This is a genomic window from Micromonospora sp. (genome assembly GCF_048594385.1).
In the GTDB taxonomy this organism is placed as follows: Bacteria; Actinomycetota; Actinomycetes; order Mycobacteriales; family Micromonosporaceae; genus Micromonospora; species Micromonospora wenchangensis.
This window is the reverse complement of the sequence record NZ_JBMDWU010000300.1, coordinates 1-14788: the sequence shown is the minus strand read 5'-3', so window position 1 is coordinate 14788 and position 14788 is coordinate 1. Positions and strand designations below refer to the sequence as shown.

The following is a 14788-nucleotide window of genomic DNA, read 5'->3' as shown; positions in this document are numbered from 1 at the left end:
CCCACGTGGCGCTCGACCCGCGCCACCCCCGGTCCCACCCCCGCAGCTCCCTGGCCCCGCCCCCGCCCCCCCTGCCCACCGTCGCCCCCGAGACCCGACCGGGCGGGCGGGTGGCCGACGAGGTCGACCGACCGGGGCCCGGCGGCGGGCGTCGGGAACGTGACCGGCTCCTGGTCGACCTCGTCGCCGACGCCCTGGCCTTCGAGCTGGCCGCCTCGACCGACGCCATCGACCTGCTCCCCGAACAGCGGCCCGGACCGGCGATGGCGGCCAAGCGGTGCCGGCTCGGGGTCCGCGCCGTCGCGTCGGCCCTCACCCGGCTCGGCCTGGCCGGGGCGGTCACCGAGCGGGACCCGGTCGCGGCGGCGGTGACGCTGCACCGGCTCGCCGTCACCGGCCGCGCCCCCGCCCGGGAACGCGCCCTGGCGTTGAGCATGCTGCCGGTCTACGTCTCCCACGACGAGTACCTGTTCATCCGGGTCCTCCAGGCCTACGAGTGCGTCTTCGCCGGGGTCGCCGAGGAGCTGCGGGGCACCATCGCCGCGTTGGACACGGGCCGGCCCCGCCCGGCCGCCGGCCGGCTGGCGTACGCCCGGGAGCTGATCAGCGGCGCCGGGACGCTGTTCTCCCTGCTGGCCACCATGCAACCGGCGGCGTTCCGGACGTTCCGCGAGTACACCGAGGGGGCCAGCGCCATCCAGTCCCGCTCCTACAAGCTCATGGAGTCGCTGTGCCGTACGCCGGAGCCGGACCGGTTGGACTCCACCGCGTACCGGTCGGTGCCGGAGGTACGCGAGGTGGTGCGGGCCGGCCAGCCGTCGATCGACCGGGCCTACCGCGCCGCGGTCCGGGCCGGCTCGCTGCGGGGGCCCGACCTCGACCTGGTACGGCAGCAGATGGCGGCCTTCGCCGAGGCGGTACTGACCTGGCGACGCACCCACCACCGGCTGGCGGTCCGGATGCTCGGTGCCCGCTCCGGCACCGGCTACACCGAGGGCACCCCCTACCTGGCGGCCGTCCGCGCCGTCCCGGTCTTCACCACCGTGTCCACCGACAACCGTCCACCCCGGACCGATCCGATCGGAGGCTGCGAGTGAGCGCACCCGCGATCCACCCGGCGCGTTGCCTGGACGCCGCCGCACACGCCGCCCTGCGCGCCGAGTTCCCGCTGCTGGAGACCTGCGTCTACCTGGGCAACAACTCCACCGGCGCGGCACCCCGGGGCGTCGAACGGGTGCTCGCCGACCACTGGGCGACCCTGCGCGACTGGCGCGACGAGGTGTGGCAGGGCTGGCACGTCGGCCTCGACCGGTACGCCGACTCGGTCGCCGCGCTGCTCGGCGCACCACCGGGCAGCGTGGTCACCGACGCCAACCTGAGCACCCTGCTGGCCCGGGTGCTGTCCTGCTTCGACTACCGCCCCCCGCGCGACCGGATCGTCACCACCGACCTGGAGTACCCGACGGTGCCGTTCATCGGCACCGCGTTCCGCCGCTACGGCGCGCGGCTCGACGTGGTCGGCACCGGCGGCCCCCGGTTCGACGAGGACGCCCTCGAAGCCCGCATCGACGAGCGGACGCTGCTGGTCTGCGTACCCCATGCGAGTTTCTCCTCCGGGGCCACCATCGACCTGGCCCGGCTGGTCGCCCGCGCCCACGCCGTCGGCGCCCTGGTGGTGGTGGACGCCTTCCAGACCGTCGGGGCGGTCCCGCTGGACGTGACGGCGCTCGGCGTCGACATCGTCCTCGGCGGCGCGCACAAGTGGCTGTGCGGGGCCGGCACCGCCTTCCTCTACGTCCGCCCCGACCTGGCCGAGCGGCTGGAACCGGCGGCGACCGGCTGGCAGGCCGGCGACCGGGCGTTGACCTTCCGGGTGTCGACCGGGTGGGCGGCGGGGGCGCAACGCTTCGCCGGCGGCACGCCGTACCCGTTGACCTCGCTGATCTCCCAGGTCGGCCTGGACCTGCTCGCGGGCGTCGGGATCGGGGCGATCCGGGCGCACTCGCTGGCGCTGACCCAGCGGGTCCTGGACCGGGCGGCGGCGGCCGGCGTCACCGTGGTCAGCCCCACCGACCCGGACCGCCGGGGCGGGGTGGTCTGCCTGGACGTCCCCGACGGAGAGGAGGTCAAGCGGCGGCTCGCCGCACGGAACATGATCTGCACCTGGCGGGGCTGGCTGCGGGTCGGACCGCACGTCTACAACACCCTCGACGAGGTCGACGCGTTCATGGACGCGCTGAGCGAGGAGCTGGACCGGTGAGCGTCACCCTCTCCCCCCGGGCGCTGATGAGCCTGCTCGTCAACGGTCCCAAGGCCGTCGACGTGCTGGAGACCGCGCTGGCCCTCGGCCTGCTCGACGCGCTGGAACCCGGCCCGGTACGCCTGGACGCGCTGGCCGACCGGTTCGGGGTGCGCCCGCTGCGGCTCTACAAGTTCCTCGACTGCCTGGAGAGCCTCGGCTGCGTCACCCGGCACGAATCCGGCGACGACATCGCCGGGGCCAGCTACCGGGCGGTGCCGGGGCTGCGCGACGCCGTGCTGGCGGTGGTCGGCCCGGACGCGATCGAACGGGACCGGGACCGCTACCCGTGGCGACTGCTGCACGGCCGGCTCGCCGAGAGCCTGCGCGGTGAGGTCGGCATGAGCGACGACGACTTCGCCTGGCCGCCGAAGACCGACGCGCAGACCGCCGACTTCGAACGCAGCATGGCCGCCGGGCTCGGCCCGGTGATCGAGACGGTGCGCCGGCACGCCGACCGGCTCTGGTCGGACCGGCGACGCCTGCTGGACGTCGGCGGTGGTGACGGCACCCTCGCCGCGCACGTCCTCGACACCGCCCCCGCCCTGCGGGCCGACGTGTTCAACCTGCCGCCGGTGGCCCCCCTGGTCGAGGCCACCCGGGTCGACCGGGGCCATCCGGACCGGTTGGGCTTCGTCGGCGGCGACTTCCTGGCCGGGCCGCTGCCGACGGGCTACGACGCCATGGCGTTCGTCCGGGTGCTGCACGACTGGCCCAACGACGTCGCCCGCCGCCTGGTCGAGCAGGCGTACGCGGCGCTGGAACCGGGCGGGCTGCTGCTGATCGCCGAGGAGTTCCGCACCCCGGACCGGCTGGCCGTGCAGTTCTTCTGGAGCTACTTCCTGATCGGGGTGGACAGCTGCGTCAGCCGGCTGCGGGAGGTCGAGTTCTACACCGGGCTGCTCACCGAGGTCGGGTTCACCCGGGTGGCGGTGCTGCCCGGCGGGTGGGAACTGGTCACCGCGTACAAGCCGGGGTGATCCACCGGTCGACGCCGGGGCCGGCGGACGCCTGAGGTCCGCCGGCCCCGGCCGGGCCGGTCAGGGGCGGCGGGCCAGCACCGCGCCGTTCGCGCCGGGAGCCTCGAACGGCACCGTGCGCACGTCGACGAAGCCGGCGTCGGTCAGCCACCGCCGGTACTCCGCGCCGGAGTAGTTCTTGCCGCCCTCGGTCTCGACGAGCATGTTCATGCCCATCAGGGCAGCCTCCGGCGGGCCGGTGCGCTCGTCGTTGAGCAACAGTTCGGAGATGACGATCACCCCGCCGGGGGGCAACGCGGCGTGGCAGCGGGCCAGCAGCGCCCGGTTGGTCGGCTCGTCCCAGTCGTGCAGAATCATGCTGAGCAGGATCACGTCGTGCCCGTCGGGCAGGGCCGGGTCGGCGAGGAAGTCACCGGCGACCGTGCCGATCCGGTCGGTCAGGCCCGCCTCCGCGATCCGCTCCCCGGCCCGCACGCACACGTGCGGCAGGTCCAGGATCGTCGCCCGCAGGTGCGGCAGACGCAGGCAGAACTCGATCGGGAACGCCCCCGCGCCGCCGCCGACGTCGAGCAGTCGGCGGTGCACGCCGAAGTCGTACGCGTCGGCCAGCGCGCGGGCGGTGAACCGGGAGGTGGCGAACATGGCGTCCCAGAACTGGGCCACCAGCTCCGGGTCGGTGGTGTCGAACAGGGAGTCCTGCTGCTGCGGGTCCCAGGTGAGTGGCCGGTTGCCGCGCAGCGCCTCGCCCACCCGGTGCCAGGGCAGGTAGGTGCGCAGGTCGGAGTAGCGCACCTGGGCACCGAAGTAGTAGGGCCGCCCCTCGACCAGGAACTGCTCGGCCAGCGCGGAGTTGCGGTAGCCGTCACCGGCCTTGTCCAGCAGCCCCAGCGACGCGCTGGCCGACAGCAGCAGGTCGGCGGGGCGTTCGTCGAGCCCGAACTCGGCGGCGGCCTCGGCAACGGTGACGGTCCGCCCGCCGGCCAGCCGGGTGAACAGGCCGAACTCGACCCCGACGGCGAGGGTCTTGAAACCCCAGACGCCGGCGACGAGGTGCATGAGAGGAGTGGGAGTGATCATGGGAACATAAGATCATGGAACGGTGACGCGGTGGCACGCACCCGTCACTATGGAGTAATGATTCGCTTCATCCTGAACCTGTTGTGGCTCATCCTCGGTGGCGGAATCGTGCTGGCCCTCGGCTACTTCGTCGCGGCGGTGGTCTGCTTCGTGCTCATCATCACCATCCCGTTCGGGGTGGCGTCGCTGCGGCTCGCCTCGTACTCGCTGTGGCCGTTCGGCCGGACCCTGGTCACCAAGCCGGGGGCCGGCGTCCCGTCCGGGCTGGCGAACGTGCTGTGGGTGCTTCTCGCCGGCTGGTGGCTGGCACTGTCGCACCTGCTCGCCGGGATCGCGCTCTGCGTCACGATCATCGGCATCCCGTTCGGCATCGCCAACTTCAAGCTCGTCCCGGCGGCGTTCTGGCCGCTCGGCCGGGAGGTCGTCGAGGCGCCCTGACCGAACCCCGAGGCGACCTGTGGCGCATCTGCGGCGATCCGGCGGTGTCGGCAGGGTGTCGATACCGCTCGATCAGCCCATAAGCGGACCCGCGGCGGCCGGACCCGCGGCGGCCGGGCCACGGGGCCGCCGGGTCAGGGCCGCCGGTCGGCGTGCAGCCGCTCGAGGTGGGCGGCGAGTTCGTCGGTGACCAGCAGGTCGGTACGGATCCGGTCGTGCGGGTAGCCGGCCCGGCCGATCATGTGCGCGGCGACCGGCGCGGTGGCCAACTGGAACGCGCCGACCAGCACCAGCGTGGTGACGTCCACCCCGGTCCGCAGCCGCAGCGCGCAGCCGAGCAGCACCAGCAGCAGGCCGAGCACCTGTGGCTTGGCGGCGGCGTGCATCCGCGACAGCAGGTCGGGGAAGCGGACCAGGGCGACCCCGGCGGCGAGACTGAGCAGCGCGCCGCCCAGCAGGCAGGCCGCGGCCACCACGTCCAGCACCGCGTCGACGCTCACCTGTCGTCCCGGCGGGTGGCGAAGCGGGCGACGCTGACCGAGCCGACGAAGCCGAGGATGGCCAGCACCACCAGGATCGGCAGCGCGGTCGCGTCCCGGCTGTAGGCGGCCTCGGTCGCAACGGCGGCCACCACGATCGCCAGCAGCACGTCGGTGGCGACCGCCCGGTCGAGCACCGACGGCCCCCGGACGATCCGGGTGAGGGTGAGCGCACCGGCCACCGCCAGCAGCACGGTGACGATCACGGCGACAGCGGTCATCTCGAACTTCCTTCCAGGGTGGACGGTGTGTGCTCCCGGATCAGCCGCTGTTCCTCAGCCGAGCCGATAGCCGCGATCAACCGGGCCTCCAACTCCAGCACGCCGTCGCGGAAGCGTTCGACCTCGGCACGGTCGCGCACCCCGAGCACGTGGACGTAGAGGATGCCGGCGTCCCGGTCCACCTCGACGATGAGGCTGCCGGGCACCAGGGACAGCGCCTCGGCGGTCAGCGTGAGGTTGAGGTCGGAGCGGACCCGCAGCCGCACCGCGATGATCGCGCCCAGCGGGGGGTGCCCGAACCGCAGCGCCAGGGCCGCGATCTGGACGCTGGCCACCACCAGGTCCCGCAGGAAGCGCAGGGCGAACCGCAGCAGCGGCACCGGGTGCACCCGCCCGGCGAAGGTCACCGGGGGCAGCGGGAAGACGGTCAGCACCACCAGCCCCACGACCAGCCCACCGAGCACGTTGGCCCAGCTCAGCGTCCCCCAGAGCAGCACCCAGACGGTGACCAGGACGATCATCGCGACGGCCTGGTTGCGGCGGCGGGCCGCCCGGGTCAGCGGCCGGTCCTCCGGATGCTCCGGGGCCGGCCCACCGCCGGGAAGCTGCGGCGACGGCTCCCCGGGCGGCGGCGACCGGTCCGGGGAGCGCTGCGGCGGCGGATCGTGGCTCACGGGGTCCCCCCGGGGTAGACGGCCTCGACGTACGGGGTACGCCGCAGCAGGTCGTCGGCGGCGTCGGAGCTGAGGTCGAACAGCGGCCCGGCCACCACGGTCAGCCCCAGCCCCAGCACCACCAGGGCGACCGTCGGCGCGATCATCAGGCGGGGCAGCATCGCGCCCGGGTGGGCGTCACGGTCCGGCCCCTGGTAGGGCTGCTCCACCCCGTCGGTCCGGACGGTGTGCACGCTGTCCTGCGGCTCGGGCATCTCCGGGTGCGGGCGACGCCAGAACGCCAGGTTCCACACCCGGGCGATGGCGTAGAGGGTGAGCAGGCTGGTCAGCAGCCCACCGGCGACCAGCACCCAGGCCAGCACACCGCCGTCGTCCACCCCTGCCTGCACCAGGCCGAGCTTGCCCAGGAAGCCGGAGAACGGGGGGATGCCGGCCAGGTTCAGCGCGGGCACGAAGAACAGCACGGCGAGCAGCGGCGACAACCGGGCCAGCCCGCCGAGGCGGTCCAGCGCGGTGCTGCCGCCCCGGCGTTCGACCAGCCCGGCGGCGAGGAACAGGGTGGTCTGGATGGTGATGTGGTGCACCACGTAGAAGATCGCGGCGGCCAACCCGAGCGACGAGCTGAGCCCCACCCCGAACAGCATGTACCCGATGTGGCTGATCAGGGTGAACGACAACAGTCGTTTGATGTCGGACTGGGCGACCGCGCCCAGGATGCCGACCAGCATGGTCAACGCCGCGACCACCAGCAGCAGGTCGGCGGTCCGGCCGCCGGGGAACAGCAGCGTCTCGGTGCGGATGATGGCGTACACGCCGACCTTGGTGAGCAGGCCGGCGAAGACGGCGGTGACCGGCGCGGGCGCGGTGGGATAGCTGTCGGGCAGCCACGCCGACAGCGGGAAGACCGCCGCCTTGATGCCGAAGGCGAGCAGCAGCATGCCCTGCAGCACCAGCCGCAGGTCGTCGGGGAGGGCGTCGAGCCGGTCGACGAGCTGGGCCAGGTTGAGGGTGCCGGTGGCCGAGTAGACCAGCCCGATCGCCACCAGGAAGATCAACGACGAGAGCAGGCTGACCACGACGTACGTGGTGCCGGCCCGGATGCGGGTCTCGGTGCTGCCCAGGGTGAGCAGCACGTAGCTGGCGACCAGCAGGATCTCGAAGCCGACGTAGAGGTTGAACAGGTCGCCGGAGAGGAACGCGTTGCACACCCCGGCGGTGAGCACCAGATAGGTGGGGTGGTAGACCGACAGCGGGGTCTCCTCGTGCCCGTCGGCCATGCCCTGCCCGATGGAGTACACCAGCACGCAGAGGGTGACGGAAGCGGAGACCACCAGCATCAGCGCGGCGAGCTGGTCGGCGACGAGCACGATGCCCAGCGGCGCGACCCAGCCGCCGACCTCGACGACGAGCGGCCCGTCGATCGAGGAGCGGACGAGCAGGGTGGCGGCCACGGCGACGGTCGCGGTGAGCACGGTGAGGCTGACCCACCGCTGTGCGCGGGGCCGGCTGGCCAACAGCAGGGTCAGGGCCGCGCCGAGCAGCGGCATCACCACCGGCAGCGGGACGAGGTAGTTCACGCCTCCCTCCCCCGCCCGCCGGCCGTCGCCGCCGCCGAGGCCGCCGAGGGCCGCCGGCTGTCCGGGTCGGGCCGGCCGTCGCCGTCGAGCTGGTCGTCGGAGTCGGACTGGTCGGCGTCGTCGGTGCCCGGCCCCTCGTCCCGGTCGGCCAGGTCCATGATCCGGCGGTCCTCCACGTCGTCCTGCACCTCGTCGTGGCCGTTGAGGTGCCAGCTGCGGTATGACAGCGCCAGTAGGAACGCGGTCATGCCGAGGGTGATGACGATGGCGGTGAGCACCATCGCCTGGGGCAGCGGATCGCTCATCTCGTCGGCGTCGCTGGTGCCGACGATCGGCGGGCCACCGGCCCGACCCCCGGTGAGCAGCAGCAGGTTGGCACCGTTGCCGAGCAGGATGACGCCCATCAGCACCCGGGTGAGGCTGCGTTCCAGCAGCAGGGTCACCCCGGCGGCGAAGAGCACGCCGACCACGACGATGTAGGTGAGGTTGGGGGTCACACCAGCTCCTTGTCCCGTACGTCGTCGTGGGCGTCCTCCTGCTGGCGGTCCATCTCGGCGCCGAGGCTGCGCAGGATGTCCAGCACCAGGCCGACCACGATCAGGTAGACGCCGACGTCGAAGAAGACCGACGAGACGAAGTGGACCTTGCCGAGCAGGGGCAGGTGCAGGTCGAGCACCGCGCTCTGCAGGAACTCCCCGCCCAGCGGCATCGCCACCACGCCGGTGCCGACGGCGAGGAACAGTCCCGCGCCGAGCACCGCCCCGGCGTCGACCGGCGCGGCGGCGTTGAGTTCCCGCCGGCCGCCGGCCAGGTAGCGCACGGCCAGGGCCAGGCCGGCGACCAGCCCGGCGGCGAACCCGCCACCGGGGGCGTTGTGACCGGAGAAGAGCAGGTAGACCGAGAACAGCACGATGGCGTGGAACAGCAGCCGGGTGACCACCTGGAGGATCACCGAGTGCCGGTGCGCCTCGAAGCCGGCGGTCAGCCAGCGCGGCCCGCCGGTGGTCGCCGGTCGGGGGCCGGGGACGGCGCTGCGCCGGTCCAGGTCCCGGGAGCGGCGGAAGATCAGGCTGGCCACCCCGGTGGCGGCCACCACCAGCACCGCGATCTCGCCCATGGTGTCCCAGGCGCGGATGTCGACCAGGGTCACGTTGACCACGTTCTTGCCGCCGCCGTAGGAGACCGCCTCGTCGGGGAACCGCTCGGAGACCGGGGTGGCCAGCCGGCCGCTCGACGCCACCCAGGCCATCCCGGACACGACCGCGCCGACGGCGACCCCGAGGGCGATCCGGCCGCGCCGGCTGCGGCGGATCGGCCGGGCCGAGAACTTCACCGGCAGCCGGCGTAGCACCAGCACGAACATGACGATGGTGACGGTCTCCACCAGGAACTGGGTCAGCGCCAGGTCCGGCGCGCCGTGCAGGACGAACATCAGCGCGGTGCCGTAGCCGGCGACACCGACCAGGATCATCGCGGTGAGCCGGCGCAGCGCGCGGGCGGCCATCACCGCGGCCACGATCACCAGGGCGGCGACGACCGCCTGCAACGGGGTGTCCCAGGCGCGGAACTCCCGGGGCCAGGGCCCACCGGTGAGCAGCGCGCCGCCGGGCAGGACGACCAGCACCACCAGGATGATCCCGAGGTAGAACGGCAGCGAGCCGCGCTGGGTCGCGCCGGTCAGCTCCACCGCGAGCCGGTCCACCCCGGCGACCAGCCGCTCGTAGCCGGCCGCGCCGTCGACCGGGGTCCACCGGGTCACCCGCAGCCGTCCCCGGTGCAGCAGCAGGAACAGTCCGACGCCGGCCGTCACCGCGAGGGCGGACAGTCCCAGGGCCGGGGTCAGGCCGTGCCACAGCGCCAGGTGGTAGCCGGGCCCGGTCGAGGAGAAGCCGTCGGCGTACGGGGCGAGCAGCCCGTCGAGGGCCGGGGCGGCGACGCCGACGGCCAGCCCGGCCACGGCGAGCAGCGCCGGGGCGGCGAGGAACGACCGGCCCGCCGGGTGCGGGTCGGTCGGCACGACACCGGCCTTGCCGGCGAACGCGCCCCACAGGAACCGCAGCGTGTACGCCACGGTCAGCGCCGACCCGGCCACCACCCCGGCCAGCACCAGCAGGTCCGTCGTGCCGCCGTGTCGGAACGCCTCGAAGGCGGCCTCCTTGGCGACGAAGCCGGCCATCGGCGGCAGCCCGGCCATCGACGCGGCGGCCAGCACGGCGACCCCGGCCAGTACCGGCGCGCGGCGGCCGAGGCCGCTGAGTTCGCGCAGGTCCCGGGTGCCCGTGGTGTGGTCGACGATCCCGACCACGAGGAACAGGGTGGCCTTGAACAGGGCGTGCGCCAGCACCATCGCCGCACCGGCCAGCGCGGCGTCCCGGCTGCCGGCACCGAGGACCACCATCAGCAGCCCGAGCTGGCTGACCGTGCCGTAGGCGAGGAGTAGTTTCAGGTCGGTCTGGCGCAGCGCCACCCAGGCGCCGAGGAAGAGGGTGGCCAGGCCGGTGCCGAGCAGCACCACCCGCCAGGCGGTGACGTCGGCGACGGCCGGGCCGAGCAGGGCGACCAGGAACACCCCGGCCTTGACCATGGCGGCGGCGTGCAGGTAGGCGCTGACCGGGGTGGGTGCGGCCATCGCCCCGGGCAGCCAGAAGCTGAACGGCACGATGGCCGACTTGCTGAGCGCGCCGAGCAGGATCAGCATCAGCGCGGTGACCAGGGAGCCGCCGCCGGGCAGGTCGGTGGCGACGACCGACCAGCGGTAGCTGCCGGCGTGCTGGCCGAGCATGACGAACCCGGCCAGCATGGCGAGCCCGCCCAGGGTGGTGACCAGCAGCGCCTGCATGGCGGCCCGCCGGCTGGCCCGCTTGGCCGGGTCGTAGCCGATCAGCAGGTACGAGAAGACGGTGGTCAGTTCCCAGAACACGTAGAGCAGCAGCAGGTCGTCGGAGACGACCAGGCCGAGCATCGAGCCGGCGAAGGCGACGAAGACGGAGGCGAAGCGCCCCAGCCCCGGGTCGTCGGAGCGGAAGTACCTGGCGCTGTACGCCAGTACCAGCGCGCCGACCCCGCCGACGAGCACCACCATCAGCCAGGACAGGGTGCCCATCCGCAGGGCCAGTTCCAGACCGATCCGGGGCACCCACGGCCAGGTCTCCACCACCGGCTCGCCGGCCCGGACCGCACCGGTACGGGTCAGCGCCCAGACCAGCGTGGCGGCCGGGGCGAGCGCGACGGCGTACAGCGCACGGCGTCCGAAGCGACGTACCAGCCCCGGGGCGACCACGGCTGCCAGTGCGTGGACCGCCACCAGGACCAGCACATACCCTCCTCGAAGATCAGTGTCGGCGGCCACCGGCCCGTTCGGGGCGGTGCGGAACCGGCGGCGCGGGGACGGGCGTCCCCGGGTCGCACGGCCACCGCGGCGGTGGCGTCACCAGTGGTTGGTTGGTCGGTGGTGGTGCCCGGTCAGTGACCGGCGAACACGTCCACGGCGGTCGTGGTGGCCGCCTCCGCACCCGCGACGACGACCTCGTCGCCGGCGAGCAGGACGTAGTCGTCGCCGGGGGTCGGTACGACCCGGCCGGCGCGGACCACCGCCAGCAGCGACAGCGGCAGGCCGGACAACGCCGTGTCCCGCCAACGCTTTCCGTCGCCGTCGCCGCCCACGGCGACGGGTATTCGCACGACGGTGACGCCGGGGAGCTGGCGTTCCAGCTCGGCGAGGTGGTCGACGGTGACCGCCTGGTTGAGCACCCCGGCGACGGCCTGCGCCTCGGACTGGTCGAGCACCAGCGTGCCGACCGCGGTGTCGGTGTCGTCGGGGTGGTAGATCACGATGTCGCGCCGCCCGCCGGGGTGGGAGATGACGCTGGCCCACTGGCCGTGCGCGGTGGCGAAGCGCTGGCAGAGTCCGACCCCGTGAATGACCGTACGTTCGAACCGCACACCGACCTCCTTCGCCCAACCTCGAAGGGGCGTCCGGCCGGTAACGGCCGCGCGCCCCTTCATCCCTATCATGATCAGGGCGCGATCGCCCACCCTCGCCGTCCCATCATTCGGGAAACCTGGACGTCGGAGGCGGTGTCGACGGACCCTCGACGCCGCCCGGGGCGATGGTCACGGGTCCGCCGAGCCGGCACCGACCCGGTCGGCGGCCGATGGGCCGGGCGACACGTCGGCGGCGGATGCCGTCCCCGTCGTCAGCGGGCGTCGGTGCGTTCGGCCGACCGGTGCCGGCCCGACGGGTCGTCCCGGTCGATGCGCAGCTCCCGTTCCAGCTCGGCGATCACCGCCCGCAGGTCGTCCAGGCGCTGGGTCAGGGCGATCCGGTCCACCTCGTCGGGCACCCCGTCGCCGTCGGCGTCGTAGCCGGGCGCCAGCCGCTCGGTCATCTCCAACCGGCGGGCCTCCTCCATCGAGTTCACGATGACCGCGATCAGGATGTTCAGCAGCAGGTTGACCGTGATGAGCACGTAGCTGACGTAGTAGACGAGGGTCCACGGGGACAGCGCCATCCCCTGCTCCACCAGATCCGGCAGGGTCTCCAGGGACAGCAGCACGAACAGGGTCAGCAGCGACCGGCCGATGTCGCCGTACTGCTCCGGGTAGGCCCGGCCGAAGATCAGCCAGCCGGCCATGCCGTAGACGTAGAGGGTCACCATGGCCAGCGCGAGGAACCCGCCGACACCGGGCAGACTGCGCCACAGCGCGGCCACGATGGTGCGCAGACCGGGCGAGAAACGCACCAGGCGCAGCACCCGGGCCACCCGGACGACCCGCAGCAGCGCCGAGTCGCCGTGCAGCCCGGGCAGGAATATCGCCGCGATCACCACCAGGTCGAACACGTTCCAGCCGTGCCGCAGGAAGTCCTGCGGCCGACGCCCGTACGCCAGCACCCGGACGGCGATCTCGGCGACGAAGGCGGCCCGGAAGCTCAGCTCCAGCCAGTGCAACGCCGGTCGGGCCGCACCGAGATCCGGGTAGGTCTCCACCCCGAGGACCGCCGCGTTGGCCATGATGAGCACCACGATCGCCGCCTCGAAGGGGCGCGACCGGGCGATCCGGGCGCACCACTGGGCGAGGCCGACGGGGCGGACGGGCCCGGGATCGGCGGCACGCCGACGGGTGGGAACAGGCACGGACGACACCGGTCACCCGGTCCCGGGGCGGTACGGGAACGCGGCGGCCATCCCGACACCCTACCGGCCACCCGGGACGATCACCGTCGGTGATGGACCGGGTACCCGACCACCGGCGATCACAGGTTCTCGTCCCGACATTGAACGACCAGCGCCCCGGCTTCGTACCACCCGGTGAAGGGAGCTGCTCATGAAGCGCACGACCCCGTTGCTCACCCTGCTGACCGGGACGGGCATGGCCGCCGTCCTGTTCGCGATGAGCGCCCAGGCGGCACCGCGTACGGTCGATACCGGTGCGGCCGCGCCCGCGACGAGCCCGCCCGGCGCCGCCGTGGTGTCGCCCGCCGCCCCCGCGGCCGAACCGGACGCCGACCCGGCGGCCGAGCCGGAGGCCACCCCGGCGGCACCGGCGCCGGGCCAGCCCGGCCCGGCGCAGACCACGCCACCGACCACGGCGCCACCGGCGAAGCAGGCCGACTCCAACTGGACCGGGCGGCTCGACGGCGGCGCCACCATCGCCATCACCGTCACCGACGGCAAGGCGGTGGCGTACGTCTGCGACGGCAAGAAGCTGGAGGTGTGGCTCAACGGCACCGCCGCCGACGGCCGGATGAAGCTGACGGGCAAGAAGGGCGAGGTGCTCACCGGGTCGTTCGGCGACGGGGTCGCCTCCGGCGAGATGGTGGTGGGTCAGCGCCGGTGGAAGTTCACCGCCAAGCAGACCGGCAAGCCCGACCCGGTGCTCTACCGGGCCACCGCGCAGCAGCGCCGCGCCGGCGTCGACGGCGGCTGGATCATGCTGCCCGACGGCAGCCAGATCGGGGTGGTCACCCGAGACGGCGCGCCGGTGCCGGCCCCGCCGCTGGACCCCGCGTTCGGCACCACCATCCTCGACGGCCGGACCGTCACCGCGTCGCCCGTCGTGGCCGACCCGGGGTCCGGTGCGTGATGACGACGGCACGCCGCAGGTTCGAGACCGACGTGGGACGCGACTTCGACGACGGGCCGTCCGTCCGGGTCCTGTCCGACCCCCCACCCGCCCTGACGCCGCCCGACCCGGTCGCTTCGCCGTCCACCGGCTCCGGCGCCCCGCCCGCCTCGGTGCTCGTACCGCTGCTGGTCGGGGCGGCGGTCGCGGTGGCCCTCGGGGCGTACGGCCGGATGCACCAGCCCACCGGGATCGCGGTCAACGTGGCCGGCTTCTCCAGCCCCCAGGCGGTCAAGGTCTGGCTGGGCACCGGGGCGGCCTTCTTCGCCGTGGTGCAGCTGCTCAGCGCGTTGGCGATGTGGGGCCGGCTCGGTGGCTTCTCGCCCTCCTGGGCGGGTGGGCTGCACCGGTGGAGCGGCCGGGTGGCGTTCCTGCTGACCGTTCCGGTGGCGGTGCACTGCCTCTACGCGCTGGGCTTCGCCGACTACGACCTGCGGACCCTGCTGCACTCGCTGCTCGGCTGTCTCTTCTTCGGGGTGTTCACCATGAAGATGCTGGCGCTGCCCAAGCGGGGGCTGGCCGGGTGGGTGCTGCCGGTCGTCGGTGGGTTGGTGTTCACCGTCCTGATGGGGATCTGGGTGACCTCGTCGCTGTGGTACTTCACCACCTTCGGGGTGGGGACGTGACGGGCTCGTGACACGGGAGAGGAACGACGGGCAGATGTGCGACGAGCGTGGGACCGGTTGTGCGTCCCGACGGGCGGTGCTGGCCGGTGCCGGTGGGGTGGGCGTGACCGCCCTGCTCACCGGCTGCCAGACGTACGGCGAGCCGACCACGCCGGCCGCGGCGCCGCAGACCGGCGGGTCGGCCGCCGCGCCGGCCGACGCCTCGCCGGGTGGCAGCGCACCGGCCGGGCCGTC

Annotated in this window: 15 protein-coding genes and 1 pseudogene; 7 read left to right on the top strand and 9 right to left on the bottom strand. The window is 73.6% G+C overall.

Annotation, left to right across the window (positions count from 1 at the left end; translation table 11 throughout):
- From ACOJTC_RS16040 to ACOJTC_RS16030, 3 genes are all read left to right on the top strand, one after another.
- On the top strand, positions 1–1097 hold a 1097-nt coding region (locus ACOJTC_RS16040), incomplete at its 5' end, for a tryptophan 2,3-dioxygenase family protein (RefSeq protein WP_420117478.1).
- Complete coding sequence (locus ACOJTC_RS16035) at positions 1094–2260, top strand: aminotransferase class V-fold PLP-dependent enzyme (protein ID WP_420117477.1); 1167 nt, start codon at positions 1094–1096, stop codon at positions 2258–2260. The genes ACOJTC_RS16040 and ACOJTC_RS16035, both read left to right, overlap by 4 nt.
- Positions 2257–3279, top strand: a complete 1023-nt coding sequence (locus tag ACOJTC_RS16030; RefSeq protein WP_420117476.1) for a methyltransferase — start codon at positions 2257–2259, stop codon at positions 3277–3279. The genes ACOJTC_RS16035 and ACOJTC_RS16030 overlap by 4 nt, the downstream gene beginning before the upstream one ends.
- A 60-nt stretch (positions 3280–3339) precedes the next feature.
- Here ACOJTC_RS16030 and ACOJTC_RS16025 read toward each other — a convergent pair whose 3' ends face one another.
- Positions 3340–4356, bottom strand: a complete 1017-nt coding sequence (locus ACOJTC_RS16025; protein ID WP_420117475.1) for a methyltransferase — start codon at positions 4354–4356, stop codon at positions 3340–3342.
- Between the two features lie 57 nt (positions 4357–4413).
- Between ACOJTC_RS16025 and ACOJTC_RS16020 the strand changes: the two genes are divergently transcribed.
- Positions 4414–4794 (top strand): YccF domain-containing protein, encoded by a 381-nt coding sequence (locus ACOJTC_RS16020; protein WP_204924355.1) that lies wholly within the window; start codon positions 4414–4416, stop codon positions 4792–4794.
- 134 nt (positions 4795–4928) lie between these two features.
- Here ACOJTC_RS16020 and mnhG read toward each other — a convergent pair whose 3' ends face one another.
- From mnhG to ACOJTC_RS15980, 8 genes are all read right to left on the bottom strand, one after another.
- Positions 4929–5294, bottom strand: a complete 366-nt coding sequence (gene mnhG / locus ACOJTC_RS16015; RefSeq protein WP_420117474.1) for a monovalent cation/H(+) antiporter subunit G — start codon at positions 5292–5294, stop codon at positions 4929–4931.
- Entirely contained in the window at positions 5291–5554 is a 264-nt protein-coding gene (locus tag ACOJTC_RS16010; RefSeq protein ID WP_088645903.1) for a monovalent cation/H+ antiporter complex subunit F, read from the bottom strand. The genes mnhG and ACOJTC_RS16010 overlap by 4 nt, the downstream gene beginning before the upstream one ends.
- On the bottom strand, positions 5551–6114 hold the full coding sequence (locus tag ACOJTC_RS16005) for a Na+/H+ antiporter subunit E (protein ID WP_232377538.1): 564 nt from the start codon (positions 6112–6114) through the stop codon (positions 5551–5553). The genes ACOJTC_RS16010 and ACOJTC_RS16005 overlap by 4 nt, the downstream gene beginning before the upstream one ends.
- 110 nt (positions 6115–6224) lie before the next feature.
- The gene (locus ACOJTC_RS16000) at positions 6225–7805 is read right to left on the bottom strand and encodes a Na+/H+ antiporter subunit D (RefSeq protein ID WP_420117473.1); all 1581 of its coding nucleotides are present in this window, start codon (positions 7803–7805) and stop codon (positions 6225–6227) included.
- Positions 7802–8302, bottom strand: a complete 501-nt coding sequence (locus ACOJTC_RS15995; protein ID WP_420117472.1) for a Na(+)/H(+) antiporter subunit C — start codon at positions 8300–8302, stop codon at positions 7802–7804. Before ACOJTC_RS15995 ends, ACOJTC_RS16000 begins: the two co-directional genes overlap by 4 nt.
- On the bottom strand, positions 8299–11121 hold the full coding sequence (locus tag ACOJTC_RS15990) for a Na+/H+ antiporter subunit A (RefSeq protein WP_420117471.1): 2823 nt from the start codon (positions 11119–11121) through the stop codon (positions 8299–8301). The genes ACOJTC_RS15995 and ACOJTC_RS15990 overlap by 4 nt, the downstream gene beginning before the upstream one ends.
- A 146-nt stretch (positions 11122–11267) precedes the next feature.
- Positions 11268–11747 (bottom strand): potassium transporter TrkA, encoded by a 480-nt coding sequence (locus tag ACOJTC_RS15985; protein ID WP_357930412.1) that lies wholly within the window; start codon positions 11745–11747, stop codon positions 11268–11270.
- 254 nt (positions 11748–12001) lie between these two features.
- Entirely contained in the window at positions 12002–12940 is a 939-nt protein-coding gene (locus ACOJTC_RS15980; protein WP_420117470.1) for an ion transporter, read from the bottom strand.
- Between the two features lie 190 nt (positions 12941–13130).
- On the opposite strand from ACOJTC_RS15980, the gene ACOJTC_RS15975 reads away from it, so the two are divergent.
- The 3 genes and pseudogenes from ACOJTC_RS15975 to ACOJTC_RS15965 all read left to right on the top strand — a co-directional run.
- Positions 13131–13889 carry a hypothetical protein gene (locus ACOJTC_RS15975; protein WP_420117469.1) on the top strand — a complete coding sequence of 253 codons (759 nt, stop codon included), beginning with the start codon at positions 13131–13133 and terminating at the stop codon, positions 13887–13889.
- The gene (locus ACOJTC_RS15970; RefSeq protein ID WP_420117468.1) at positions 13889–14554 is read left to right on the top strand and encodes a DUF6529 family protein; all 666 of its coding nucleotides are present in this window, start codon (positions 13889–13891) and stop codon (positions 14552–14554) included. The genes ACOJTC_RS15975 and ACOJTC_RS15970 overlap by 1 nt, the downstream gene beginning before the upstream one ends.
- Positions 14555–14561: 7 nt before the next feature.
- Positions 14562–14788 (top strand): annotated as a pseudogene (locus tag ACOJTC_RS15965) (hypothetical protein); the annotation flags it as partial.

Bases quoted from the DNA above. Each gene is read 5' to 3' on its own strand.
- ACOJTC_RS16025 (WP_420117475.1), bottom strand. From the start codon at position 4,356: ATGATCACTCCCACTCCTCTCATGCACCTCGTCGCCGGCGTCTGGGGT.
- ACOJTC_RS16020 (WP_204924355.1), top strand. From the start codon at position 4,414: ATGATTCGCTTCATCCTGAACCTGTTGTGGCTCATCCTCGGTGGCGGA.
- ACOJTC_RS16010 (WP_088645903.1), bottom strand. From the start codon at position 5,554: ATGACCGCTGTCGCCGTGATCGTCACCGTGCTGCTGGCGGTGGCCGGT.
- ACOJTC_RS15975 (WP_420117469.1), top strand. From the start codon at position 13,131: ATGAAGCGCACGACCCCGTTGCTCACCCTGCTGACCGGGACGGGCATG.
- ACOJTC_RS15970 (WP_420117468.1), top strand. From the start codon at position 13,889: ATGACGACGGCACGCCGCAGGTTCGAGACCGACGTGGGACGCGACTTC.